Source organism: Streptomyces sp. NPDC034111, assembly GCF_055575375.1.
The window spans coordinates 13590-38680 of record NZ_JBVIST010000024.1; the positions used below are offsets into that span (position 1 = coordinate 13590).

A 25091-nucleotide genomic window follows, 5' to 3' on the forward strand; every position below is an offset into this window, starting at 1 on the left:
TGACACTACCGGTCGGTAACTATCCGGTGTAGCGTGCAAGCCATGGCTCTGGTGACCATAGGCAACAGTGAGTTCGACCGCGACACCGCGGTCACCCGGCGCGCCCCCGGCGTCTACGACGCGTATCTCTCGGCCGGCTGGACGATCATCCAGGCGGTCAACGGCGGCTACCTCCTCGCCCTGATGGGCCGCGCCCTGGGCGACGCGCTCCCGCACCCCGATCCGCTCTCGGTCACCGCGCACTACCTCACCGCCTCCGTCCCCGGCCCCGCCGTCATCCGTACCGACGTGGTCCGCAGCGGCCGCACGATGTCCACCGGCACCGCCCGCCTCCTCCAGTTCGCCGAGGACGGCAGCGAGGTCGAGCGGCTGCGGGTGCTCGCCTCCTACGGCGACCTCGGCGCACTGCCCGACGACGTCCGTACGACCGCCAAGCCGCCCGCCATCCCGCCGTACGAGCACTGCCTGGGCGCCGACAATGCCACCGGCGGCCGGCCCGCCATCCCCGGCAGCACCGCCATCACCGACCGGCTCGCCCTCCGTCTGGACCCCGCGACCGCGGGCTGGGCCGTCGGCGCCCCGTCCGGCAAGGGCGAGATGCGCGCCTGGTTCGGCCTCGCCGACGGCCGCGACCCCGACCCGCTCTCCCTCCTGCTGACCGTCGACGCGCTGCCGCCCACCGCCTTCGAGATGGGCCTCTCCGGCTGGGTCCCCACCGTCGAACTGACCACCCATATCCGCCACCGCCCGGCGCCCGGCCCGCTCCGGGTCGCCATCACCACCCGCAATCTGGCGGGCGGTTTCCTGGAGGAGGACGCGGAGGTCTGGGACACCGAGGACCGACTGGTGGCGCAATCACGCCAGTTGGCGCGGACCCTGCCGGCGGCCTGACGCGGCGCGCCCGCCGCGAGGTACCGCGCCGGCCCCTATGGAGCGCCCTTTGCGCAGGTGACCCCCGGTAAGGGTGGGTTGAGCGTGACGCAAAAGCGCGCGCGGGGGCGCTGGGCCACGTGTCAGACTGATCGGCATGGGGGACGTACCGCTGACGCTGGAAGACGGCACCGTCGTATGGCTGCGGGCCGAGGAACCGGCCACCGCCGGGCAGCTCCCGCACCACGCCGCTGACAGCGAGGACGGCGAACTGGAGCTGCCCGACGCGTTCGGCTCCGCCCAGCCGGTCAGCGTGGACAGCCGGACGGCCCGGGCGCTGAGCCGCGGCGGGGAGGTCCTGGGGGAGGCGCTCCGTCCGCTCGGCGGCGTCCTCGGCCAGATCCACCGCTCGATCTCCAGCGGCAGCCACCGCCCCGACGAGGTCACCGTGGAGTTCGGCGTCACGCTCGGATCCGATCTGCGCCTGGGCGTGTTCTCCGGCAACGGCGAGGCGAGCTTCAAGGTCTCCGCCACCTGGAACCTGGGCGACGGCCGGGGGGACCCGGGCGGGGCGGCGCCGTGATCACAGGGGCAGGTCCGGACACCCCGCTCCAGCTGTCCTTCGCCTCCGTACGGCACGGCGAGCGGGCGGTCGGCGCGGGCGTACTGGTCGCCGAGCGGCTGGTCCTGACCTGCGCCCATGTCGTCAACAGCGCACTGGGCAGGGACCGTTTCACCCAGCAGGCCCCGGGCCCGGCCGACCCCGTCACCCTGCGGCTGCCCCATGTCGCCGCCGGCACGGACCTGACCGCCCGGGTGGTACGGGAGATGTGGGCGCCGCCCAGGGCCAGGGCGGCCGGCCGCGGACCGGTCGAGCCCGGACAGGTGCCCTACCACGGCGATCTCGCCGTACTGGAACTGACCGCCCCGCCGCCCGACGGCGCCGAGCCTGCCCCGTTCCTCCAGCACAACTACGCGGGCGAGACCATCGCGTTATGGGCCAGCGGCAATCCGCTGCCCACGCTCCGCGCCGTGCCCCGGGTCTCCGCACCGCCCTGGATCGCGCTCGATGTGCTCGGCGGCACCCAGGTCACCGAGGGCTTCAGCGGCGGACCCCTGTGGGACCGCGAACGGCAGGCCGTGGTCGGGCTGGTGGTGGCCGTGCACCAGGCCCCGGGGACGGCCGCTCCCGGAGACCGGCCGGCGACGATGTACGCCATCAGCGTCCCCGCCATCGAGGCCGAACTCCCCACGCTCCCGCCCTCGGCGGTGCCCACCGCCCGCCGCGGAGTCCAGCAGCTGCTCACCGCGCTGGAGCGGGTCCTGAAGGGCCGCGAGACGATCCTCGACTGCGAACAGCGGCTCGCCGCCCGGCTCGGCAGGCCCTCGGCGGGCCCGGCGGCCGACCTCGAACGGCTCGTCGGCCTCGCGATCAGCGTCCGCCGCGGCATCCCCGAACTCCTCGACCTGGTACGGGACTGTGAACCCCCGGGCACGGCCGGCCCGTACGACCCGCACGTCCGGCCCGTCCTCCACGGCGCCCGCGAGGACTGGGAACGGCTGCGCCGCGCCGCCCGTACGGTCCGCCCCGGCGAATACCTGACCACCCGCCAGCGCCGCGACCTGTCGGGGCTGCTGGCGCACTGCACCCGTACCGACCCCCGCACCCTGCTGGAACGCGTACTGCCGCACGCCCCCGAACTCCCCGCCGTCGCGGGCCTCGCCGACGCCATGGACGCACTGGAGGGCTTCGGTTCCGCCACCGGCGCGCCGGTGCCGCCGCTGCTCCAGGCCGTGGTGCGGATCAGTGTCGAGGAGCGCGCTGCCGGTGAGGTCTATCCGGCCGAGGATCTGGATGCCTGGGTCGAGCGGGTGGCCGGCCGGTCGGGGGTGGACGCGGCGGCGGTCAGCCAGTTCCGCGCCGATCTGGAGGCCGCCGCGGCACCGGTCCGCCCCGTGGCCCACGGCCTGGCCTGTGGCGGCGCCCGCCCGGCCGCGGTCGCCCCGCGCGTCCAGGTGGAGCTGCTGCCCACCGCCACCGGCCGCCGCTTCACGTACCAGATCTGGACCTTCGCCGACGGCCAGCCGCACCGCCTCGCGCTGGTCCGGGACGCCGAGGCGGGCAGTGAGCAGGTGGTCGACGACATCCGCCGGGTGCTGCGCACCGAAGTCCGCGAGGACCCGGAGACCGCCCTCGTGGAGTACTTCCTGCCGTGCGCCTGGCTCGGCCTCGACGTCGACTCCTGGGAGTCACCGGACAGCGACGAGGACGGGCCGTTCGCACCGGGCATCACCCGCCGGGTGGTGGTGCGCACCACCGAGCGCTCCCGGGAGAGCTACGCCGGCTGGAAACAGCGCACCGCCGCCCTGCCGTACGCCAAGCGCCTCGTCCTCGATCACCGGCACACCGACCGCAAGGTCGCCCGCGCCCAGCTGGAGGTGCACCGCGACGCCGGGACGGTGATCGTGGCGTGCGAACCGCACCACCACGGCACGCTGCTGCGCCAGTGCGTCCAGGCCGGTGTGCACACCGTGCTGTGGCACCGCGCCGAACACGGCGCACACATCGCCCGGGAGCTGCTGGCCCTGGTGGACGGTACGGACCACACGGAGGTCCCCGAAGTGGTGCGCCTGGAGCGGGCGAAGGCGATGGCCGAGCCGGAGAGCACCGCCCACCACGGCCGCCGGCTCTCCCTGCTCTACGACGCGCCGGACCACCGGCCCCCGCAACTCGCCCCGGACGCCTGGGCGTTGACGCAGCCATGAACGAGGAGAACGCAGCGGTGACCGGACAGAGCGCAGCAGGCGCACACGACGACCCGGTGGCGGAGCCGGAGGACTGGTGGGTCTTCCGCGGTCCGTCTGAGCTGCCCGCACCGCCGCCCTGGCGACGCTTTCCGGCCACCCGCGGTACGGCTCCCCGGGCTCCGTACCTCCTGGAGCGCAATGAGATCTCCGTCGTCAACGCCGCCCTGCATCTGCACCGCCCCCTGCTGGTCACCGGCCGTCCCGGTGCCGGCAAGAGCTCGCTGGCCCGTGCCGTCGCCGAGGAGCTGAAACTGGGCGAGGTGCTGCGCTGGTCGGTCAACAGCCGTTCCACGCTCCAGGACGCCCTCTACCGCTATGACGCCGTGGGCCGGCTGCGCGAGGCCTCGCTGCGCCGCGAGCGCGAGGCCCCCCGCGCCTCCGCGCGCCGCCCGCGGGCGCGGCGCACCGGTGCGGCCGGCGACATCGGCCAGTACCTGCGGCTCGGGCCGCTGGGCAGCGCACTGGCGGCCGACCGCCCCCGGGTTCTGCTCGTCGACGAGCTCGACAAGGCCGATATCGATCTGCCCAACGATCTGCTGGTGGTCCTGGAGGAGGGCGAGTTCGAGATCCCCGAGCTGGCCCGGCTGCCCGAGCACCAGCAGGAGGTCCAGGTCCTGCTGAGCGGCAGCCGCGAGCGGGTCGCGGTGCACCGCGGGGTGGTGCGCTGTGCGCACTTCCCGGTCGTCATCATGACCAGCAACGGCGAACGGGACTTCCCGCCCGCGTTCATGCGCCGCTGCGTACGGCTCGATCTGCCGGAGCCGACCGGCGACCGGCTGCGGAGGATCATCGAACACAACCTGGGCGCGCAGGCGGTGGCCGCCGCCGAGGACCTGATCGACCTCTTCCACCAGCGCTCGAAGACCCAGACGCTGGCAACCGACCAGCTGCTGGCCGCCGTCCACCTGCGCGTCAGCGGCGCCGACCTCAGCAGGGAAGAGCTGCTGGCCGCCGTGCTGCACCGTCTCGACGAGCCCATGTCGCCATGATCGACCGACTGCGACGGACGATGTCGGCCGCCGGCTACGACCTCGGGGCGACCGAGCTGCTCGAAGTGCTGTGGCTGGCGCGGGTGATGGAGGGGCGCGCGGCATCCGGGGCGCCGGAGGGGCCGGACGGACCGGAAGGGCTGGAAGGGCCGGACGGACCGGAGGAGTCGGGCGGGCCGGGGGAGGCTGGGGAGCCGGCGGAGACCGTGTGCGGCGAGCCGGCGCGGGACGGTGCCGGGGCCCTCGGGGCTGTTGCGGCCGACGATGGCGCGGAGGTACCAACGGCCGCCGACGGCGCTGACGATGATGCCGGCGGCTCCGCGGGCCCCGATGGCTCCGATGCCCTCGAAGACCCCGATGCCCCCGAAGACCCCGACGGCTCCAGCGGCGCCATTGACCCTGCCGCCCGGCCCGGAGCCGACGAACCGAGCCCTCCCGCCGCGCCTCCGGCCCCCGCCGGGCCGCCCCGCCGCGCCCTGTACGCGATGGGCAGCCAGGGCGGCGGGCCGGACGCGGACCGGGCCCGCCTCGCTCGGGTGCCCGGTGGCCGTGCGCTGCCCGACGCCCAGCAACTGGGCAGCGCATTACGCCCGTTGCGCCGGTCGCGGGACCATCCGCACCGCACCGTCACCGATGTCGAGGCCACCGTCCGGCTCGCCGCCGAGACCGGCTTCCTGGAGGTCGTCGCCCGCCCGGAGCAGGAGCGGCGCTGGTCGGCCGTGCTGCTGGTGGACTGTTCGCCGGCCATGCAGGTGTGGGGTTCGCTCGCCGCCGAGCTGCGTGCGCTGCTGATCCGGAGTGCAGCCTTCCGCTCGGTCCGGGTCCACCCGGTCGACCCCCAGGACCCCGGCGGCCCGGTGCCCCGCCGGCGGATCGCGGACGGAACGGTGACCTTTGTGCTGACCGACGGGACGAGCCCGGGGTGGCGCGCCCCGCAGGCCGTACGGGCGCTGGCCGACCGGGGCCGGAGCGGCCCGGTCGCCGTGCTGAACCCGCTGCCCCGCCGGCTGTGGCGCGCTACGGCACTGGACGCGCGGCCCCGGCTCCTCGCCGCCCCCGGCGAGTTCGACCACCCGGGCCGAATGGTCGTCTGTGATGCGCTGAGCGGTGAGCCCGACCCGGAGGCGGAGGGCCTGCTCGCGCTGCCCGTCCTGCACCCCACCGCCTCCGCGCTGGAGCAGTGGGCCGGCCTGCTCACCCGCCCCGGAGTGCCGCATCTGATCGACACGGCGCTGCTGGACGAGGTGCCCTCGCCCGTCCCGCCGCCCCAACCACACGGCACGGCCGAGGAGTTGCTGGCCCACTTCCGGGGCGCGTTCTCACCGGAGGCCTACCGCCTCGCGGTCCGTCTCTCCGCGATCCGGCCGCTGACCACGCCCCTGATGCAACTGGTCCGCGCCGCCACGATGCGCGAGGCGAGCCCCACCCATGTCGCGGAGATCCTGCTCGGTGGTCTGCTGGAGCGCACCGACCGGACGCGGGACGCGGTCGCCGCCCGGACGCTCGTCCGCGCCCTGGGCACCCCGTCGCTGGGCCGCACCGTCCAGCCCGTCTACGACTTCCGCCCCGGCGTACGGGAGCTGCTGTTCAGCGGGCTCGGCGCCGAACAGGCCGTCGAGGTCGTCGAGTCGGTCGGCCGGTCACTGGAGCCGTACATGGGACGGCTGCCCGACTTCCCGGTCCTGATGGGCGACGCCGAGGGGGAGGTGCGGCTGCACGCCACGGCGCGGGCGTTCGCCGTCCTGGCCAGTCCGGTGCTGGAGCGGATGGGCGGTGCGGTGCCGTCGCAGCGGGCCGAGGAGTCCCGGCCGCCGCGGCGGGGACTCGTCCCCTCGCCGCAGCCGCTGCGCTTCACCGTGCTCGGCCCGTTGCGCGCCTGGCGCGGGCAGCAGACACGCCTCGCGCTCGGCTCCCCCCAACAACGGGCGCTGCTCGCCGCCCTCCTGCTCCGCCGAGGCCGTACCGTCAGCGTGCAGGAACTGATCGCCGATCTCTGGGGGGACGAGCCCCCGTCCGCCGCGCGGGCCGCACTGCACACCTACGCCGCGCGACTGCGCAGGGCGTTCGAGGCGGACGGGGTGGTCGTCCTCAACGAGCGGGGCGGCTTTGCGCTGCGCCACCGGGACGGCAGCCCGCCCGCCCTCGACCTCGACGAGGCCGAGCTGCTGAGCGCGCGCTCCCGCAGCGCCGGCGTGCCCGACGAAGCCCGTCAACTGCGCGAGTCCGCCCTGGCGTTGTGGGACGGTGAGCCGCTGGCCGGGGTGCCCGGGCCGTTCGCCGAGGGGCAGCGGGCGCGGCTGGTGCGGTGGCGGAACGACCTCCTGGCCGAGGCCTGCCGCGCCGCGGCTCCGGGGGCCGCGACCGGTCCGGAGCCCCTTGCTCTGCCGCCCGCCCCGGAGCCGTTCGACGGGCGCACGGAGCAGATCGCCCTGCTGACCGGGCAACTGACGCGCACCGACGGCGGTGCGACGCCCTGCTGGGCCATCCACGGACCGGCCGGGGCCGGCAAGACGGCGCTCGCGCTGCGGGTGGCACACGAGGTCGCACCGCACTTCCCGGACGGTCAGCTGTTCTGGGACCTCCGGCGCAGGGAGCCGGCCGGCCTGGTGCACTGCCGCGCGCTGCTGGCCGAGCGCCGCGTGTTGGTCGTACTGGACGATGTGGCGGATGCCGAGGGGATCCTGTCCGCCCTCCTCCCGGGCCCGGCGGGCACACCGGGTGCGCCGCGCGGCGCCGTCCTGCTCACCGGCCGGCGCCGTCCCCGTTCCGGCGCGCTCACCGGCGCGCTCGCGCTGGACGCACGGTCCGCGGCCGGCCCCTTCGCGCTCCCGTGGTCCGACGGCCGGTTCACCCCGGAGGCGCGGCGCGCCCTGTGTCTGCTGTCCGTAGTGGACGGCATGGACCTGTCGGCCGGTGGCGCGGCCGCCCTGCTCGATGTGCCGGCGGCGCGGGGCCGGGCGCTGCTGGAGGACTTGCTGGCCGCCGGTGTGCTGGAGGAGGCGGCTCCCGGACGCTACCGGCACCGTGGCGCACTCCGGCAGCCCGCCCGCGAGACCGCCGCACAGGAGCTGTCCGGAGCGGAGCGGGAGGAGGCGCTGTCCCGTCTGGTGGCCTGGTACCTGGCCCTGGGACGGAAGGTGCACGAAACCCGCTATCCGGGCGAGCGGATGCCGTACGACCTCGTGCGGGTCTCCCCGCGGGACCTGCCGCCCCTCAAGGACGGCGCCGAAGCGCTCGCGGTCTGGGTCGCGGAGACGCCCCAGCTGCTCGCGCTGGTCCGGCAGATCGCGGTCGAGGCACCCCGGCTGGTCCGGCGGGCCGCTGACCTCCTGCTGCTCGCCCAGGTGACGGCGGATTCCGGGGCGCACGCCGCGGCGTTCGAGCCGGCCGCGCAGGTGGTGGCCGCCCGGGCGGCGAGGGCCGGCGACGCCCGGGCCGAGGCCCGGGCCCGGGTGGCGCTCGCCGACGCCTACGCCGCCATCGGCAGACTCGCGCGGGCCGAACGGGAGGCGCGGGAGGCCGGCCGGCTCGCCCGTGCCGCGAACGACCCGCTGTCGCTGTTCCGCGCCCCGCTCGTGGCCGGTGTCACCGCCCTCCAGCAGCGGCGCCACGACGACGCGGAGCGCCATCTCACCGCCGCCTGGGAGCGCTGCCGGCGCCGCAACGACCAGCTGGGCGAGGCCGCGCTGCTCGCCGCGCTCGCCCGGCTCTGGGCGTCGGGGACCGGCACCGGCAAGGACGCCGTGCTGTTCGCGGAGCGGAGCGTGGGCATCTACCACCGCTCCGGCCGCGGCACCCCGCGGCTCGCGCACGCCCGCTACGCCCGGTCCCAGGCACTGGCCGCCGCCGGCCGGCACGCCGATGCGCTGCGCGAACTCTTCGAGGCGCTGCCGCTGTTCGAGGAGGACCGGCAGCGCCTGTGGGCGGGGCGCACCCGCTGCCGGATGGCCGAGGAGATGGTCGCGCTGATCCGGCCGACCGAGGCCGTGGCGGCGGCCGAGGACGCCGCCAGGCGGCTGCTGGTGCCGGGCGGTGAGCGGTGGCGGGCCGATGCGCTGAACGTGCTGGGGCACGCCGAGACCGCCCTGGGCCGCAAGCAGAGCGCCCAGACCCACTGGCGCGAGGCGCTGGCCGTCTACGAGGCGTTCGGCGCCCCGGAGGCCCGCGACGTGCGGCCACTGCTGCGGGACAAGGGCGTCACGGCGGGTACGTCGGCGAGCGGTTCACGCGGCAGGGCCGTGTCACGCACCGCCCAGGTGGCGAGCACCGGTACCGCGCTGCGCGATCTGACCGCGGCCGTCCGTACGCTGCGCGACCAGCTCCGTCTCCAGGACGCCGGCCAGGGGGCGGACCGGAGCCCGGCCGGCGCCGTCGGCCGCCCCGCCCTCGAAGCCTTCGAGACCCTTGAGGCCGAACTCGCCTTCCGGGTGGCCGACTTCGAACGGACCGGCCGGGTGCCGCGCGACGAGCTCAGCCGGCTGCGGGCCGGCCTGGAGTCGCTGCTGGCCTCCGGGGCGCTGGGGGAGCCGGGCACCGGCGCGGCCGAGGCGGCCGGTGCGGTCCGTGAACTCAGCCGCTGTCTCGCGTCGTAGCGAGGGCCCGACCGCGGTCCGGCGGACCAGCGCACCGCGGCGCACTCCGGCCGCTGTGCGGGGAGCCGTGTCGCTCATGTTCAGAAATGTGCACTTTTGGCGCACGGGGAGAAGGGCGCGCGAGTGGGATGCGTGCGCCCCCGCGCCGGGCCTGCGCCCCTCCATTGCCTCGTAGAATCGTGCGCACCATGGTTTACCTCGACCACGCCGCCACCACCCCGATGCTCCCCGAGGCGGTGCAGGCGATGACCGCCCAGCTGACCGTCACCGGCAATGCGTCCTCGCTGCACGCCGACGGCCGGCGGGCCCGGCGCACCGTCGAGGAGGCGCGGGAATCCCTCGCCGCCTCGCTCGGCGCGCGCCCGAGCGAGATCGTCTTCACCGCCGGCGGCACCGAGGCCGACAATCTCGCGGTCAAGGGCCTGTACTGGGCGCGCCGCGCGGCCGATCCGGCCCGTACCCGGCTGCTCGCCAGCCCCGTCGAGCACCACGCCGTCCTCGACGCCGTCGAATGGCTGGCGGAGCAGGAGGGCGCCCGGGTCGAGTGGCTGCCGGTCGACAGCTACGGCCGGGTGCACGCCGAGGCGCTGCGCGAGGCCATCGCCCGCAACCCCGCCGATGTCGCGCTGGCCACCGTCATGTGGGCCAACAACGAGATCGGCACCGTCCAGCCGGTCCGTGAACTCGCCGAAGTGGCCCGGGAGTTCGGGATTCCGCTGCACGCCGACGCGGTGCAGGCGGTCGGCCAGCTGGAGGTCGACTTCGCCGCTTCCGGGCTCGCGGCGATGACGGTCTCCGGCCACAAGATCGGCGGCCCCTACGGCATCGGCGCCCTGCTGCTGGGCCGGGAGTACGCCCCGGTGCCGGTGCTGCACGGCGGCGGCCAGGAGCGGCACGTCCGCTCCGGCACCCTCGACACCCCCGCCATCGCCGCGTTCGCCGCCGCCGCCCGGTGCGCCGTCGCGCACCGCGAGGACTTCGCCCGCGACATCGGGGCACTGCGCGACGACCTGATCAAGGCGGTGCGTGCCGCGGCGCCGGACGCCGTCCTCGGCGGCGACCCGGACCCGGCCGGCCGGCTCCCCGCCAATGCGCACTTCTCCTTCCCCGGATGCGAGGGCGACTCCCTGCTGCTCCTCCTGGACGCCCAGGGCATCGCCTGCTCCACGGGCTCCGCCTGCACCGCCGGTGTCGCCCAGCCCAGCCACGTCCTGCTGGCGACGGGCATGTCCCCGGAGCTGGCCCGCGGCACCCTGCGCTTCTCCCTGGGGCACACCTCCACCGCGGAGGACGTGGCGGCGCTGGCCCACGCCATCGGCCCGGTGGTCGAGCGGGCCCGCAGCGCGGGGCTGAGCTAGGGCGAAGGCGCCCCGCGGGGCCGGCTCCCCCGCGCGGGCTTGCGCAGCTCGACGCGGACGAGCCGCAGATAGCGGCCCCAGTCCCAGTGCGGCCCCGGGTCGGTGTGGTCCGTCCCGGGGACCTCCGCATGGCCCACGATGTGTTCCCGGTCGGCCGGGAACCCGTACCGCCGGCAGAGGGCCGCGGTCAGTCGCGCCGACGACGCGTACATGTCCGCGGTGAAGGACTCCGGCCGGTCCACGAACCCCTCGTGCTCGATGCCGACGCTCCGCTCGTTGTAGCCGCGGTTCCCGGAGTGGAAGGCCACATCGAGCTCCCGCACCGTCTGGGCGATATGTCCGTCCCGGCGTATGACGTAGTGGGCCGCCGCCTCATGATCCGGGTCCTGGAACACGTCCAGCGCGGTCGCAAAGCTGCCCTGGACGACATGGATGACCACCCGGTCGATCCCGTAGTCCGCGGGCCGGTCCGCCCGCCGGTAGTTCTCCGGGGACGCCTCGACCCACTGGGCGCCCCGGAAATCGACCGCGCCCGGTGTGCGCGGTTTGTCGTTCCCCGGCAGCTGCCACCACCAGTGCCGCAGCTCGTCCCGCGCCGTGAGCGCCACGGCCCCGGCGGCCAGCACCCCGCCGCCCCCGACCCACAGCGCCCGCCGCCGGGTGAGCCCGGACGAACCATCCTCGCCGCTGCCCCCGCTGCCCCGTTCCCCAGCCCGTTTCCCCATGCGCTGCATAACGCTTTCCGCCCTGTCAGCGGTTCCGTCTACTCTGGACTGGCTATGACTGATGACGCCCCCCGCCGCCTCCGCGTACTCGCCGCCATGTCCGGCGGTGTCGACTCCGCCGTCGCCGCCGCCCGCGCCGCCGAGGCCGGCCATGATGTGACCGGCGTGCATCTCGCGCTCTCCGAGAATCCGAAGTCGTTCCGCACGGGTGCCCGCGGCTGCTGCACGATCGAGGACTCGCACGACGCCCGCCGCGCCGCCGACGTCATCGGCATCCCCTTCTACGTCTGGGACCTCGCCGAGCGGTTCCGCGAGGACGTGGTCGACGACTTCATCGCCGAGTACGAGGCGGGGCGCACCCCGAACCCCTGCCTGCGCTGCAACGAAAAGATCAAGTTCGCCGCGCTGCTGGACAAGGCCCTGGCGCTGGGCTTCGACGCGGTGTGCACCGGCCACTACGCCACGGTCGTGGTCACCGAGGACGGCACCCGCGAGCTCCACCGCGCCTCCGACATGGCCAAGGACCAGTCCTACGTCCTCGGCGTCCTCGACGACCGCCAGCTGGCGCATGCGATGTTCCCGCTCGGCGACACCCGCACCACCAAGGCCGAGATCCGCGAAGAGGCCGCCCGCCGCGGCCTGTTCGTCGCCAAGAAGCCGGACAGCCACGACATCTGCTTCATCGCCGACGGCGACACCCAGGGCTTCCTCGCCAAGCGGCTCGGCGCGGCCGAGGGCGACATCGTCGACGAGGACGGCAACCGCCTCGGCACACACGAGGGCGCCTACGGCTTCACGATCGGCCAGCGCAAGGGCCTGCGGATCGGCCACCCGGCGCCCGACGGCAAGCCGCGCTACGTCCTCGACATCTCCCCGGTGGACAACACCGTCACCGTCGGCCCCGTCGAAGCCCTCGACGTCACGGCCCTCACCGCGATCCGCCCCCGCTGGTGCGGCCGCCCCCCGACGGCCGGCCCCGCCACGTACACCGCCCAGCTCCGCGCCCACGGCGGCGAGACCGAGGTCACCGCCGAGCTGGTCGACGGCGGCGAGGTCCGGGTGACCTTCACCGAGCCCGTCCGCGGCGTGGCCCCCGGCCAGGCCATCGTGCTCTACGACGGGACCCGGGTGGTCGGCTCCGCCACGATCGCCACCACGGAGCGCCGGGCGCGGGCGGGGGCGTAGCCGGAGCGTCAGCGGCCTACACGGATCACCGGCGGCCGGTGGGGCGGCACCAGGTGCCGCCCCACCGGTGTCCGCTCAGACGGCTTCCGGTGCGACCTGCGCGTAGGCGAGGAAGGACGCCCAGGAGGCGGGGGCGACGGTGAGGTGGGGGAGCGAGGTGTCCTTGGAGTCGCGGATGTGGACGGTGTCGGGGCAGGCGGCCACCTCGATGCAGGCTTCGCCCTCGCTGCCGCTGTAACTCGACTTCCGCCAGGCGACGGCGACTTCGATACAGGCTTCGCCGTCACCGCCGCTGTAGCTGCTCTTGAACCACGCCAGTTCGGTGTTCATGCTGATGCTTCTCCTGTCAGCAGACGCTGAATGAAGGCTCGCGACGCTTCGGCGTCATGGGCCTGCGATCGGATTGTCCCGTACCGGTGGCTCAGTACGCTGACGTCGTCGGGATCTGTCAGGAAGTAGCTCCCCTGCTGACCCTCGACGTAGCCGATGGTGTGGTGGTCCCGCGTTTCCAGCAGGGTCATTGGGCCGTCTGCGCCAGCGTGGCTCTGCCGGGAGAGCGGCATGATCTGGATCTGGACGTTGTGAAGCTCCCCGAGCTTGAGGAGGTTCCTCAACTCGCCTTCCCAGACTCGCTGTCCACCGATCTTCCGCATGATCACGGGTTCCTCCAGGACGAAGGTGATCCGGCACGCGGGCTTACGCGTCAGCAGCTCCTGTGTGAGCAGTCTGGCCTGAACGACTTTGTCGATCTCTTCGTCGTCCAGGCTCGGGCGCCGAGACCGGAACACCGCCCGCGCATACTCCTCCGTCTGCAACAGCCCGTGCAGGAAGTGCGTCGAGTACGCATGCAGAGCCAACGCCTCCGCCTGCAAGTTCACATACTCCTCCGCCCACGCCGGATGATGCTTCTCCGCGACATCCGGGATCAGTACGCGCAGCACGCCGCCCGCGTCGAGCGCCCCGTCCACCGCGTCGACGTAACCCGGCTTCGGTGGCCGTTCGCCGCGTTCGACCATCGCGATGAGGGATTCGGAGTACGGGATGAGGGCGGCCAGTTCACGGCGCGTCATCTCGCGTTGTTCGCGCAGGAACCGGGACTGCTTCCCGAAGATCCTGAGGCTTACGGGTGGTTCGTCGTTGTGGGGCATCGCACACCTCGCACAGTTGCAGCGTGGTGACGCACAGTCGCGCCGTTCCTGTGGCCAGGCTAGATGCGCGCGCAGATGCTTGTCCGCATGATGAACGAACCACCAGGATCCGAACTTTCCGCACCGTCCGATGCTTCCGAACGTGCCGCTCCGCGGCTGAGGCTGCTGCCCTGGACCACTCCGGATGACCGGTCCTGCTTCCTGATCACCGACGGTGCGGGCGGGCCGGTGTCCGACCTCGCCGACAGCATCGAGGAGATGCAGTTGGACATCGGCGAGGAACTGTTGCGCCACGCGCGGGCGATGCACGCCGACCCGAAGGTGCCGGACCGTGAGTTCCGCTACCTCTCGCGGCGGCTCGCCGAGGCGCTGGGCGATGCGCTGCGCGTTGCCCGTAACTGACCTCGTTACCCGGTACTCGGGGAACTGACAAATGTCATGGCGAAGCCGGGACAGTCGGAACTGCCGGTGGGTCCGGGCCGTGGACGAAGCTGAGGGCGTCGTGGGAACGACGAGACCAACACCAGTTCACCAGTTCACTGTCCGATGGGGGAGTACGCCGTGAGTCAGCGCGAGAGTCAGCACGAGGCCGTCGCCGGGGAGAAGCCGGGCAATGCGCTCGTGAAGAGCCTGGCGCCGCTGATCGTGGACGCGGGGATCCCGATCGCCTCGTACTACCTCCTCAGCTCCGTTTTCGGGCTCAGCACGGTGGCCGCGCTGGGCTGGAGCAGTGTGGTGCCCGCCGTGCGCACGGTCTGGGAGCTGGTCGCTCGCCGCGGCGTCAATGGGCTGGCGCTGCTGATGCTGATCGTGAACGCGGTCGGGCTGGCGATGAGCGCGGTGGCCGGGGACGCGCGGCTGATGATGGCCAAGGACAGCGCGGTGAGCAGCGTCATCGGGATCGCGATCCTGCTTTCGGTACGCGGCCGGCGGCCGCTGATGACCACGGGGCTCAAGCCGTGGGTCACCAAGGGGAGCGCGGCCGGGAACGCCGCATGGGACCGGCTGATGGCCGGCTCGGAGCGGTTCCGCCGGGCCGAGCGCAGGTTCTCGGCGATCTGGGGCGCGGCCCTGCTGACCGAGTGCGTGGCCAAGGTCATCGGCGCCTACACGCTGCCGGTGGACACGATGGTCTGGCTGGGCACGGTGCTGACCGTGGTGGCCGTCCTGCTGGCCATGTTCCTCGCCGGGGGCAGCTCCGCCGACCCGATGGAGAAGATGGTCAAGGCCGAGATCGAGCGCGCTGCCGGTGACGCTCAGGAGGCAGCGGGGGCGGCCGCGGAGGACGGGCCGGCCGTCGCGATGGCGTCGGCCGGCTGACGACGGGCGCCGGATGCCGCACCGCGGCGCGCCGGAAGGCCCTGTGAGGTGCGGCACAGCGCGGTCCCGGGCCGGGCTCGCGGGCAGGCGGCGCTTGCGGTGCGCTGACCTGCGGCCACGGGGTGGCGAAGAGGGTGGCCGGGGGAGCCGGTGCAGGGCGCGGGATTGCGTACGTGAACGGGGTGTCGCCCATCCCACAGTCGGCGGGACGGGCCCGGCCCATAGTGTCGGTGGAACGAGGGACGTCAGAAGCAGTTGTACGAAGGAGCGGTGACGCCGAGGGTCCGCAGCAAGTTGAGGGACACATGAGGGGGCGTCACGGTCCGGACTGCGGGCGGCCTTTCCTCGGCCACGAAGGGAACACAACCATGTCGACTGTGCAATCAGAGGTCACGCCCGGCGTTCATACGGCCGGGCCGGCCTCCCTGTACGCGGAGCTGGTCCGGCGCAATCCCGGAGAGCCCGAGTTCCACCAGGCGGCCCTGGAGGTGCTGGAGACGCTGGCCCCGGTGCTGGCCGCCCGCCCGGAGTTCGCCGAGGCGAAGATCCTGGAACGGATCTGTGAACCGGAGCGGCAGATCATGTTCCGGGTGCCCTGGCAGGACGATTCCGGGACGGTCCGGGTCAACCGGGGCTTCCGGGTGGAGTTCAACAGCGCGCTCGGCCCGTACAAGGGCGGGCTGCGCTTCCACCCGTCGGTGAATCTGGGGATCGTGAAGTTCCTCGGCTTCGAGCAGATCTTCAAGAACTCCCTGACCGGGCTGAACCTCGGCGGCGGCAAGGGCGGCAGCGACTTCGATCCGCGCGGCAGATCGGACGCCGAGGTGATGCGCTTCTGCCAGGCGTTCATGACCGAGCTGCACCGCCATCTCGGGGAGCACACGGACGTACCGGCGGGCGACATCGGCGTCGGCGGCCGGGAGATCGGCTACCTCTTCGGCCAGTACCGGCGGATCACCAACCGCTGGGAGGCCGGTGTGCTCACCGGCAAGGGGCTGTCCTGGGGCGGCTCCAAGGCCCGTACCGAGGCCACCGGTTACGGCAATGTGCTCTTCACCGAGGAGATGCTCAAGCAGCGCGGCGAGGAGCTGGACGGCCAGCAGGTGGTGGTCTCCGGCTCGGGCAATGTCGCCCTGTACACCATCGAGAAGGCGCAGTCGCTCGGCGCCCACGTGCTGACCTGCTCGGACTCCGGCGGCTATGTCGTCGACGAGAAGGGCATCGACCTGGCGATGCTGCGGCAGATCAAGGAGGTCGAGCGCGGCCGGGTCGGTGAGTACGCCGAGCGGCGCGGGGTGTCGGCCAAGTACGTGCCCGGTGGCCGGGTGTGGGACGTGGCCTGCGACGTGGCGCTGCCGTCGGCGACCCAGAACGAGCTGGACGAGGACGCCGCCCGGATCCTGGTCCGCAACGGCGTCAAGGCGGTCTCCGAAGGCGCCAACATGCCGGCCACACCGGAGGCCGTGAAGCTCCTCAAGGAGGCCGGGGTGGCCTTCGGCCCGGGCAAGGCGGCCAACGCCGGCGGGGTGGCGACCAGTGCGCTGGAGATGCGGCAGAACTCCACCCGCGAGGCGTGGTCGTTCGAGCGTACCGAGGGCGAACTGGCGTCGATCATGCGCGGGATCCACCGCACGTGCTACGAGACCGCCGAACGCTTCGGGCTGCCCGGTGACTATGTCGCGGGCGCCAACATCGCCGGCTTCGAGCGGGTGGCGGACGCGATGCTCGCCCAGGGGCTGATCTGACCGGGGAGTGGCCGGGAGAGACCGGTCCGGGGCGGCACCGGCGGCGCCGCCCCGGACCCCGCTCGTAGGGTGACCGCATGAATATCTGCGTCTTCTGCTCCGCCGCCGACCTCGGTGACCGTTATGTCATCCCCGCCCGCGAGTTCGCCGAGCTGATCGGCAAGGGCGGGCATGCGCTGGTCTGGGGCGGTTCGGACACCGGGCTGATGAAGGTCATGGCCGACGGGGTGCAGGAGGCCGGCGGCAAGCTGATCGGGGTCTCCGTGGAGTTCCTGGCGCACAAGGCATACGCGGGCGCCGACGAGATGCTCGTCACCAAGGACCTCGCCGAGCGCAAGGCACAGATGCTGGCGCGCGCCGACGCCATCGTGATCATGGTCGGCGGTACCGGCACGCTGGACGAGGCCACCGAGATCCTGGAGCTGCGCAAGCACGGGCTGCACACCAAGCCCGTGGTGCTGCTGAACACCGCCGGTTTCTACGACGGGTTGAAGGAGCAGTTCCAGCGGATGGAGGCGGAGGGGTTCCTGCCGCTTCCACTGACCGAGCTGGTCTTCTTCGCCGAGGACGGGGTGGGCGCGCTCGCGTATCTGGAGGAGAGGGCGGGCGTGCAGGGCTGACCTGCCCGGTCCGGTCCCCGGGGCCGCGGACCGCGCGGGCCGTCGGCTCCTGAGGGCCGCCCCCTCGCTCGTTAGGATCGCCCCATGGGTACGCACTTGATCACGGGCGCAGGGTCGGGCATCGGAGCGGCGGTCGCACGGCGGCTCGCGGAGCGCGGGGAGGACCTGTGGCTGCTGGCGCGCAACGCGGTCCGGGCGAAGGAGCTGGCCGAGCAGTTCCCCGGCGCCCGCACGCTCGTGGGTGACCTCGACCGTCCGGAGAAGCTGTCCTGGGCCCTGGGGCAGCAGCCGCTCCCGGACCGCCTCGACTCCCTCCAGCACATCGCGGGCGTCATCGAGCTGGGCGCGGTCGGCGATCTGCCGGCCAAGGCCTGGCAGCGGCAGCTCGCCGCCAACCTCGTCGCCCCCGCCGAGCTCACCCGGCTGCTGCTGCCGCTGGTACGGGTCGCCAAGGGGCATGTGGTCTTCGTCAACTCCGGTGCGGGGCTCAATGCGCACGCCAACTGGAGCGCGTACGCCGCGAGCAAGCACGGCCTGAAGGCGCTGGCCGATGCGCTGCGTGCGGAGGAGCACGGCAACGGTGTGCGGGTGACGTCGGTCTACCCGGGGCGTACGGCCACGCCGATGCAGGAGAGCACCCACCAGCAGGAGGGCAAGGAGTACGACCCCTCCCGCTGGATCGACCCGGAGTCGGTCGCGACGGCCGTCCTCACCGCCATCGATCTGCCGCGGGACGCGGAGATCAACGATGTCTCGGTGCGTCCGGGGCGCTGAGCCGCCGGGCGCGGCGACGTACGCTGCATGAGTGAGCACTGAAGCGAAGCCGAGCGCCGCGGCGGGCTGCGGGTTCCGCGAGATCCGGGGGCTCGTGGCCGAACTGGGCCGTCGGCTGGACGCCCATCAGCGCAGCCGGATCGCCGAGCTGGACCTGACGCCGACGCAGGCCAAGGCGCTGGAGGAGCTCGGTGAGCCGAAGACCGCGCGGGAGCTGGCCGGGGCGCTGTGCTGTGAGCCGCCGAATGTCACCTATGTCATCTCAAAGCTGGAGAAGCAGGGCATGGTCGTACGGCAGCCGCACCCGCTGGACGGGCGCGCCAAACAGCTCGTACTGACCGAGGCGGGGCGGGAGTTGCGGCTCGGTCTGCTGCGGCGGATGGGGACCGCCTCGCCGCTCGGCCATCTGTCGCACGAGGAGCGGGCGGCGCTCCGCGACGCTCTGCTGAAGGCGTTGGGGCGCGAGGGCTGAGGCCGGCTGCGGGGCCTGCGCGGCCGGGGGTGACGGGTGGGCGCGCCCGCCCCGCCGCCGCATACCCTTCCTGGGTGAGCGAGAACAGCAAGTACGCGTGGGGCCCGGGCGCGGCGACCGGGATCGGATCGATGCCGGGCGGTGACGCACGGGAGGCGGCGAAGACCGTCACCGGGTCGCTGGAAACCTTCCCGTATCTGCCGGAGCTCCCGGCGCGGGGACCCGGCGCCGACATGATCGGCCGGACCCTCGGCCTGCTCGTCGAGGTCTACGGGCATGTGGAGCCCAGCGGCTGGCGGATCAGCGACCGGCCCGGCCGCGACACCCGGCGCGCCCACTCCTGGCTCGGCGAGGACCTCGACGCACTGGAGGAGTTCACCCAGGGGTACGAGGGGCCGCTGAAGGTCTCGGCGGTCGGACCGTGGACCCTGGCCACCGCCCTGGAGCTGCGCAACGGCGAGGCGGCCCTCAGCGACCCCGGCGCCTGCCGCGATCTCGCCGCCTCCCTGGCGGAGGGGCTGCGCGGCCATCTCGCGGACGTACGGCGGCGGGTGCCCGGCGCGCGGGTCGTGGTGCAGCTCGACGAGCCGTCGCTGACCGCGGTGCTCCAGGGGCGGGTGAAGACCGCGAGCGGCTACCGGACCCACCGGGCCGTGGACCGGGCGGTCGTCGAGGACGCGCTGCGCACTCTCGTCGGGGTCGCGGACGGCGGTCCGGTGATCGTCCACTCGTGCGCGCCCGAGGTGCCGTTCGCGCTGCTGCGGCGGGCCGGCGTCACGGGCATCTCGTTCGATTTCGCGCTGCTCACCGAGCGTGAGGAGGAGGCGATCGGCGAGGCGGTCGAGGGCGGTACCGCGCTGTTCGCGGGCGTGGTGCCGGGCGTGGACGGCCGATTGTCAGACCCTGCCGGTAGCGTCATGGGTGTCAGGACGCTGTGGCGCAGGCTGGGGCTGGCGCCGGGGACTCTGGGCGAGTCCGTGGTCATCACCCCGTCGTGCGGACTGGCGGGCGCTTCGCCCGCATATGCCCGCTCGGCTCTCGCCCACTGCGTCCGGGCGGCGAGATCACTCGTAGACAACCCTGAGTGACCGCACTCAAGGACACGGGAGGACAAGACGGTGGCTGGCGAACGGCACGCAGCGCAATCCGAGGTGCCCGCAGCGGCGCGGGAGCAGCACGCGCAGCTCGCTGAGCAGATCGAGGAGCACCGCTTCCGCTATTACGTGAAGGACGCCCCGGTCGTCAGCGATGCGGAGTTCGACAGGCTGCTGCGCTCCCTGGAGGCACTGGAGAACGAGCACCCGGAGCTGCGCACTCCGGATTCCCCGACCCAGAAGGTCGCCGGCGCGTACGCCACGGAGTTCACCGAGGTCGCACACCGCGAGCGGATGCTCTCGCTCGACAACGCCTTCGACGACGAAGAGCTGGCGTCCTGGGCCGAGCGGATCGCCGGTGAGCTGGGCGGCGCCCCGCACAGCGCCGGGTACCACTTCCTGTGCGAGCTCAAGGTCGACGGTCTCGCCGTCAACCTCACCTACGAGCACGGCCGGCTGACCCGCGCGGCCACCCGAGGCGACGGCCGTACGGGCGAGGACATCACCCCCAACGTCCGTACGATCGCCGAGATCCCGCACCGCCTCAAGGGCGACCGGATCCCGGCCCTGGTCGAGGTGCGCGGGGAGGTCTACTTCCCGATGGAGAAGTTCCTCGTGCTCAACGAGCGGCTGGTCGCCGAGGGCAAACCGCCGTTCGCCAACCCCCGTAACGCCGCGGCCGGTTCATTGCGCCAGAAGGACCCCAAGGTCACCGCGGGCCGCCCGCTGCACATGGTCGTCCACGGCCTCGGCGCCCGCGACGGCCTGGAGATCGACCGGCTCTCGGAGGCGTACGGCCTGCTCAAGGAGTGGGGCCTGCCGACGGCCACGCACAACACGGTCGTCGACTCCCTGGCGAAGGTGCGCGAGTTCATCGCCCACTACGGCGACCCGGAGACCCGCCGGACGGCCGTCGAGCACGAGATCGACGGGGTGGTCGTCAAGCTCGACGAGATCCGCCTCCAGGGCCGGCTGGGCTCCACCTCCCGGGCGCCGCGCTGGGCGATCGCCTGGAAGTACCCGCCGGAGGAGGTCAACACCAAGCTCGTCGACATCCGCGTCGGCGTCGGCCGTACCGGCCGGGTCACGCCGTACGCGGTGGTCGAGCCGGTGACGGTGGCCGGCTCCGAGGTGGAGTTCGCGACGCTGCACAACCAGGACGTGGTCAAGGCCAAGGGCGTGCTGATCGGGGACACCGTCGTCATCCGCAAGGCCGGCGATGTCATTCCGGAGATCCTTGGACCGGTCGTCGATCTGCGGGACGGCACCGAGCGGGAGTTCGTGATGCCGGCCGAGTGCCCCGAGTGCGGGACGGCGCTCCAGCCCGCCAAGGAGGGCGATATCGACCTGCGGTGCCCCAACACCCGTTCCTGCCCTGCCCAGATCCGTGAGCGGCTGTTCTATCTGGCCGGCCGCAAGTGCCTGGACATCGAGAACTTCGGCTATGTCGCGGCCACGGCGCTGAGCCAGCCGCTGGAGCCCGCCGAGCCGCCGCTGAAGGACGAAGGGGATCTTTTCGGCCTCTCCGTCGAGCAACTGCTGCCCATCAAGTCCTATGTCCTCGACCCCGATTCCGGTCTGCCCAAGCGCGATCCGAAGACCGGCGAGGAGAAAATCGTCACGTTCTTCGCCAACCAGAAGGGCGAGCCGAAGAAGAACACCCTGGCGATGCTGGAGAACATCCAGGCCGCCAAGGAGCGTCCGCTGGCCCGGATCCTCACCGGACTGTCGATCCGGCACGTGGGTCCGGTGGCGGCCGAGGCGCTGGCGCGGGAGTTCCGTTCCATCGACCGCATCCGGGACGCGGACGAGGCGGAGCTGGCCGCCGTGGACGGCGTCGGGCCCACCATCGCCGCCTCGTTGAAGCAGTGGTTCACCGAGGACTGGCACCAGCAGATCATCGAGAAGTGGCGGGCCGCCGGCGTCCGAATGGAGGAGGAGCAATCGGGTGATGAGGGCCCGCGTCCTCTGGAAGGCGTCACCGTCGTCGTAACGGGCACACTTCAGTCACACACCAGAGATGGCGCGAAAGAGGCCCTCCAGAAGCTCGGAGCGAAGGTGACCGGTTCCGTTTCGAAGAAGACCGGTTTTGTAGTGGTGGGCGAGAACCCCGGCTCGAAGTACGACAAGGCCATGCAGTTGAAGGTCCCCGTCCTGGACGATGACGGCTTTGCAGTGCTGCTGGAACAGGGTCCCGAGGCAGCACGGGCGGTAGCCGTCACTCCGCCTGAGGAGGAGTGAGGTGTCACCCCATCGGCGCATACCAGATTGATCCCGGACGCCGGGTCGCATTCGGGCAACCGTCGTGGATCGGTGCCCGCGGCGGCCTTCTGCGGCCTAACCTTGAGAGGTGCGCCTGCCGTGGCGCGGGCTCAGCCGGCTGTGAGAGGGATCGGAATGAAACCGACCGACAGCGCCGCTCCGGCGTCGCGGCTCCGGCGGCTCGTCGTGCCCGCGCTGCCAGCGACCATCGTCACTGTGGCGGGCCTCGCGCTCGCCACAGGCGTGATACGGACCCTCGTCGAAGGTGATGCGCTGTTCCCCGGCGGATCCGTGGGCTGGTCGCTGGCGATCCTCACCGGCGTCATCGTCGGTCACCTGGTCGCCCTCGGCCGCGAACGCTGGTGGGGCGGCACGGGTTCCGGCGCCGCCCTCGCCCTCGCCGTCCTGCTGCTGTACGGCTGGGTGCCGGCCACGCTCGTCAGTCTCTCCGTGGTCGTGCTCGTCGGCGCCGCCCGGCGGCACCGCTGGCGACAGGCCGTGGTGCACGGTGCCGTGGACATCCTCGGCATCGGCGCCGCGGCGCTCGGCCTCGCGGCGTTCGGCGTGGTCTCCAGCGTGCGGCACCCCTGGTCCCCCAAGGCCTGGGATCTGACCGTCCTGCCCGAGGTCCTCGTCATTGCGGCCGGCTATCTCCTCGTCAGCCGCGCCCTGTTGTGGATCAGCCTCGCGCCGCGCAGCGGCACCCTGCCCGCGATCCCGCGAACGGCCGTCGTACGCCAGGCCCTTGTCGGCACCGCGCTGCTCGGCATCTCCCCGCTGATCGCCATCTGCGCGGTGCACGCCCCCCTGCTGCTGCCGCTGTTCGCGGTCCCGCTGATCGCGCTGGACTCCACGCTCTGGATAGCCCGCGCCCGCGCCGAGGAGCAGCTGCGCGATCCGCTCACCGGACTGCCCAACCGCCAGTGGCTGCTGGAGCGCACCTGGACCGCCCTGGACGAGGCCGAGGGCGCGGGCGTCCGCTCGGCGCTGGTCCTCATCGACCTGGACCGCTTCCGCTCCGTCAACGACACCCTCGGCCACCTCGCCGGCGACCGCCTGCTGCTACAGATCGCCGACCGCCTGCGGCACGCCCTCCCACGCGGCGCCGAGGCGGCCCGGCTCGGCGGCGACGAGTTCGCCGTCCTGCTGCCCACCACCGACTCCCTCACCAGCTCCCAGCGGGTGGCCCGCAACCTCGTCGCCGCCCTCGGCTCCCCGCTGGACCTCGACGGACTGACCCTCGTACTGGAAGCCAGCGCGGGGGTCGCGGTCTTCCCCGACCACGCGCTGGACGCCGAAGGGCTGCTGCGCCGCGCCGATGTGGCCATGTACCAGGCCAAGCGGGACCGCAGCGGTGTCGAGCTCTACGAGGCCAAGCGCGACGGCAACACCCCCGACCGGCTCGGCCTGTTGGGCGATCTGCGGCGCGCGCTGGACGCCGGCGATGTCGAACTGCACTACCAGCCCAAGGTGGGCTTCGACGGACATGTCGCCGGACTGGAGGCGCTGGTCCGCTGGGTGCATCCGGACCGCGGACGGGTGCCACCGGACGAGTTCATCGCCATCGCCGAGTCCTCCGGGCTGATGCCCAGGCTGACCGAGTACGTCCTGGAGACCGCGCTCGCCCAGGTGGCGCGCTGGCGGGGGATGGGCCTGGAGGTCCCGGTCGCCGTCAATGTCTCCCCGCGCGATGTGCACTCCCCGGGCTTCGCCGGCGCCGTCGCGGCCCGGCTGGCCCGACATCGCGTCCCACCGGGCGCCCTCCAACTGGAGATAACCGAGCATGTCCTCCTGGAGGACCCGCAGCGGGCCGCCGACACCCTGGCCGGACTCACCGCCCACGGCGTGAAGATGTCGCTCGACGACTTCGGCACCGGCTACTCCTCCCTGGTCCATCTGAGGCGCCTCCCGGTCAGCGAGCTGAAGATCGACCGCTCCTTCGTGGCCAGGCTCGCCGTCGACACGGAGGACGCCGAGATCGTCCGCTGCACCCTGGACCTCGCCCACTCCCTCGGCCTCCTGGTCGTCGCCGAGGGGGTCGAGGACGACGAGACCTGGGAGCGCCTGCGCGACCTCGGCTGCGACGCCGTACAGGGCTGGCTGGTGGCGGCGGCGATGCCACCGGACGAGACCACGGCCTGGCTGAGGGCCCGCGGTGAGCACGGCTGGCACCGCGAGTCGGAGACGGCCGCCCTGGCGGCGGAGAAGGCAGCTGAGCGCCCTTCGGGACAGGTCCTGAAGTGACCCGGCCACCGGCCGTCCCGTGTCCCCGCTCCGAGAACGACCAGAACCACCAGAACGAAGAGAACGGCGAGAACGACCGGAACCACCGGAACGACAACAGCGACCGGAACGACGAGAACGACCGGACCGACGCGACGGAGCAGCGCGACGAGACCGACGCCACCGACGCCACCGACACGTCCGACCGGACCGATCACCCCGACCGGACCGATCACCGGCCCGACGCACACCGCACCGCCGACGAGACCGACGCGACCCGCGACGGATCCGTGTCCGACCGCGACTGACCCGTCGACCGACCCGTCGACCGACCCGCGACACCCCCGGGCCGGGGCCGTCCTGGCAGGCCGGCCGCCGGCCCGTGACGGCCGGCCGCCGGCTCGCGGCACCCGGCGGCCGGTCCTGGCGGCGGCCCGCTCCCGGCGTCCCCCGGCCGCCGCCGGCGAAAGCGTTTCGCGGCAGCTCCGCCCTACGCCATAGGATTGGGCCGGAAAAGTTCACAGGAGCATTCGAGCATCCGCCTGGACGCGCGCCTGGAACACTCCGCCCGGAACACTCCGCCAAGAACACCAGAGGATCGCTGCATGCCTGGCATCACGCGCGAGGAGGTCGCCCACCTCGCCCGGCTGGCACGTCTGGAGCTGAAGGACGAAGAGCTCGACCACTTCGCCGGACAGCTCGACGACATCATCGGCGCGGTCGCCCGCGTCTCCGAGGTCGCCGACCAAGACGTACCGCCGACCTCCCACCCGCTGCCCCTGACCAATGTCATGCGGCCGGACGAGGTCCGTCCGTCGCTGACCCCCGAGCAGGCGCTCTCCGGCGCCCCGGCCCAGGAGCAGCAGCGTTTCAAGGTGCCGCAGATCCTGGGGGAGGAGTGACCGA

The 25091-nt window shown here is 73.0% G+C and carries 21 protein-coding genes; 18 read left to right on the top strand and 3 right to left on the bottom strand.

The genetic code is table 11. The annotated features are described in order from the left end of the window. Positions 1-42 precede the first annotated feature (42 nt). The 6 genes from ACZ55A_RS33530 to ACZ55A_RS33555 all read left to right on the top strand — a co-directional run bounded on the left by ACZ55A_RS33530 (position 43) and on the right by ACZ55A_RS33555 (position 10617). Positions 43-891, top strand: coding sequence for a thioesterase family protein (locus ACZ55A_RS33530; protein WP_468848290.1), 849 nt, complete (start codon positions 43-45; stop codon positions 889-891). A 136-nt stretch (positions 892-1027) separates the two neighbouring features. Then, a complete protein-coding gene (locus ACZ55A_RS33535) occupies positions 1028-1453 on the top strand; it encodes a CU044_2847 family protein (RefSeq protein WP_468848293.1) in 426 nt (141 codons plus the stop codon). Then, entirely contained in the window at positions 1450-3636 is a 2187-nt protein-coding gene (locus ACZ55A_RS33540) for a VMAP-C domain-containing protein (RefSeq protein ID WP_468848295.1), read from the top strand. Before ACZ55A_RS33535 ends, ACZ55A_RS33540 begins: the two co-directional genes overlap by 4 nt. Before the next feature lie 17 nt (positions 3637-3653). Next, the gene (locus tag ACZ55A_RS33545) at positions 3654-4667 is read left to right on the top strand and encodes an AAA family ATPase (protein ID WP_468848298.1); all 1014 of its coding nucleotides are present in this window, start codon (positions 3654-3656) and stop codon (positions 4665-4667) included. Next, entirely contained in the window at positions 4664-9259 is a 4596-nt protein-coding gene (locus tag ACZ55A_RS33550) for an SAV_2336 N-terminal domain-related protein (RefSeq protein WP_468848301.1), read from the top strand. Before ACZ55A_RS33545 ends, ACZ55A_RS33550 begins: the two co-directional genes overlap by 4 nt. A gap of 188 nt (positions 9260-9447) precedes the next feature. Further along, complete coding sequence (locus ACZ55A_RS33555) at positions 9448-10617, top strand: cysteine desulfurase family protein (protein ID WP_468848306.1); 1170 nt, start codon at positions 9448-9450, stop codon at positions 10615-10617. Here ACZ55A_RS33555 and ACZ55A_RS33560 read toward each other — a convergent pair. Further along, positions 10614-11342, bottom strand: a complete 729-nt coding sequence (locus ACZ55A_RS33560) for an N-acetylmuramoyl-L-alanine amidase (protein WP_468848309.1) — start codon at positions 11340-11342, stop codon at positions 10614-10616. The genes ACZ55A_RS33555 and ACZ55A_RS33560 overlap by 4 nt on opposite strands. 54 nt (positions 11343-11396) lie before the next feature. On the opposite strand from ACZ55A_RS33560, the gene mnmA reads away from it, so the two are divergent. Further along, positions 11397-12527, top strand: coding sequence for a tRNA 2-thiouridine(34) synthase MnmA (gene mnmA / locus ACZ55A_RS33565; protein WP_468848311.1), 1131 nt, complete (start codon positions 11397-11399; stop codon positions 12525-12527). Positions 12528-12602: 75 nt separating this feature from the next. On the opposite strand, the gene ACZ55A_RS33570 is transcribed toward mnmA, so the two are convergent. Both ACZ55A_RS33570 and ACZ55A_RS33575 read right to left on the bottom strand, forming a co-directional pair. Next, on the bottom strand, positions 12603-12857 hold the full coding sequence (locus ACZ55A_RS33570; protein WP_468848314.1) for a DUF397 domain-containing protein: 255 nt from the start codon (positions 12855-12857) through the stop codon (positions 12603-12605). Then, entirely contained in the window at positions 12854-13675 is an 822-nt protein-coding gene (locus ACZ55A_RS33575) for a helix-turn-helix domain-containing protein (protein WP_468848317.1), read from the bottom strand. Before ACZ55A_RS33575 ends, ACZ55A_RS33570 begins: the two co-directional genes overlap by 4 nt. Positions 13676-13762: 87 nt before the next feature. Between ACZ55A_RS33575 and ACZ55A_RS33580 the strand changes: the two genes are divergently transcribed. The 11 genes from ACZ55A_RS33580 to gatC all read left to right on the top strand — a co-directional run bounded on the left by ACZ55A_RS33580 (position 13763) and on the right by gatC (position 25087). Beyond that, positions 13763-14077, top strand: a complete 315-nt coding sequence (locus ACZ55A_RS33580) for a hypothetical protein (RefSeq protein ID WP_468848320.1) — start codon at positions 13763-13765, stop codon at positions 14075-14077. 159 nt (positions 14078-14236) lie between these two features. After that, the gene (locus ACZ55A_RS33585; protein WP_468848323.1) at positions 14237-14995 is read left to right on the top strand and encodes a VC0807 family protein; all 759 of its coding nucleotides are present in this window, start codon (positions 14237-14239) and stop codon (positions 14993-14995) included. A gap of 368 nt (positions 14996-15363) precedes the next feature. Beyond that, positions 15364-16740, top strand: a complete 1377-nt coding sequence (gene gdhA / locus ACZ55A_RS33590; RefSeq protein ID WP_468848326.1) for an NADP-specific glutamate dehydrogenase — start codon at positions 15364-15366, stop codon at positions 16738-16740. A 77-nt stretch (positions 16741-16817) separates the two neighbouring features. Next, positions 16818-17360, top strand: coding sequence for an LOG family protein (locus ACZ55A_RS33595; RefSeq protein ID WP_468848329.1), 543 nt, complete (start codon positions 16818-16820; stop codon positions 17358-17360). A gap of 84 nt (positions 17361-17444) precedes the next feature. Then, positions 17445-18134 (top strand): SDR family oxidoreductase, encoded by a 690-nt coding sequence (locus ACZ55A_RS33600; protein ID WP_468848332.1) that lies wholly within the window; start codon positions 17445-17447, stop codon positions 18132-18134. Between the two features lie 31 nt (positions 18135-18165). Further along, entirely contained in the window at positions 18166-18606 is a 441-nt protein-coding gene (locus tag ACZ55A_RS33605; RefSeq protein ID WP_468848334.1) for a MarR family winged helix-turn-helix transcriptional regulator, read from the top strand. A gap of 74 nt (positions 18607-18680) precedes the next feature. Beyond that, complete coding sequence (locus ACZ55A_RS33610; RefSeq protein WP_468848337.1) at positions 18681-19694, top strand: methionine synthase; 1014 nt, start codon at positions 18681-18683, stop codon at positions 19692-19694. A gap of 30 nt (positions 19695-19724) precedes the next feature. Beyond that, complete coding sequence (gene ligA / locus ACZ55A_RS33615; RefSeq protein WP_468848339.1) at positions 19725-21941, top strand: NAD-dependent DNA ligase LigA; 2217 nt, start codon at positions 19725-19727, stop codon at positions 21939-21941. 156 nt (positions 21942-22097) lie between these two features. Then, positions 22098-24206 (top strand): putative bifunctional diguanylate cyclase/phosphodiesterase, encoded by a 2109-nt coding sequence (locus ACZ55A_RS33620; protein ID WP_468848341.1) that lies wholly within the window; start codon positions 22098-22100, stop codon positions 24204-24206. Then, the gene (locus ACZ55A_RS33625) at positions 24203-24493 is read left to right on the top strand and encodes a hypothetical protein (RefSeq protein WP_468848343.1); all 291 of its coding nucleotides are present in this window, start codon (positions 24203-24205) and stop codon (positions 24491-24493) included. Before ACZ55A_RS33620 ends, ACZ55A_RS33625 begins: the two co-directional genes overlap by 4 nt. Before the next feature lie 297 nt (positions 24494-24790). Then, a complete protein-coding gene (gene gatC / locus ACZ55A_RS33630) occupies positions 24791-25087 on the top strand; it encodes an Asp-tRNA(Asn)/Glu-tRNA(Gln) amidotransferase subunit GatC (RefSeq protein ID WP_043266233.1) in 297 nt (98 codons plus the stop codon). The last annotated feature ends 4 nt before the right edge of the window (positions 25088-25091 follow it).

Coding starts and splice junctions, on each gene's coding strand:
- ACZ55A_RS33530 (WP_468848290.1), top strand. CDS start 43: ATGGCTCTGGTGACCATAGGCAACAGTGAGTTCGACCGCGACACCGCG.
- ACZ55A_RS33535 (WP_468848293.1), top strand. CDS start 1,028: ATGGGGGACGTACCGCTGACGCTGGAAGACGGCACCGTCGTATGGCTG.
- ACZ55A_RS33550 (WP_468848301.1), top strand. CDS start 4,664: ATGATCGACCGACTGCGACGGACGATGTCGGCCGCCGGCTACGACCTC.
- ACZ55A_RS33555 (WP_468848306.1), top strand. CDS start 9,448: ATGGTTTACCTCGACCACGCCGCCACCACCCCGATGCTCCCCGAGGCG.
- ACZ55A_RS33560 (WP_468848309.1), bottom strand. CDS start 11,342: ATGGGGAAACGGGCTGGGGAACGGGGCAGCGGGGGCAGCGGCGAGGAT.
- mnmA (WP_468848311.1), top strand. CDS start 11,397: ATGACTGATGACGCCCCCCGCCGCCTCCGCGTACTCGCCGCCATGTCC.
- ACZ55A_RS33570 (WP_468848314.1), bottom strand. CDS start 12,857: ATGAACACCGAACTGGCGTGGTTCAAGAGCAGCTACAGCGGCGGTGAC.
- ACZ55A_RS33575 (WP_468848317.1), bottom strand. CDS start 13,675: ATGCCCCACAACGACGAACCACCCGTAAGCCTCAGGATCTTCGGGAAG.
- ACZ55A_RS33580 (WP_468848320.1), top strand. CDS start 13,763: ATGATGAACGAACCACCAGGATCCGAACTTTCCGCACCGTCCGATGCT.
- gdhA (WP_468848326.1), top strand. CDS start 15,364: ATGTCGACTGTGCAATCAGAGGTCACGCCCGGCGTTCATACGGCCGGG.
- ACZ55A_RS33595 (WP_468848329.1), top strand. CDS start 16,818: ATGAATATCTGCGTCTTCTGCTCCGCCGCCGACCTCGGTGACCGTTAT.
- ACZ55A_RS33600 (WP_468848332.1), top strand. CDS start 17,445: ATGGGTACGCACTTGATCACGGGCGCAGGGTCGGGCATCGGAGCGGCG.
- ACZ55A_RS33620 (WP_468848341.1), top strand. CDS start 22,098: ATGAAACCGACCGACAGCGCCGCTCCGGCGTCGCGGCTCCGGCGGCTC.
- gatC (WP_043266233.1), top strand. CDS start 24,791: ATGCCTGGCATCACGCGCGAGGAGGTCGCCCACCTCGCCCGGCTGGCA.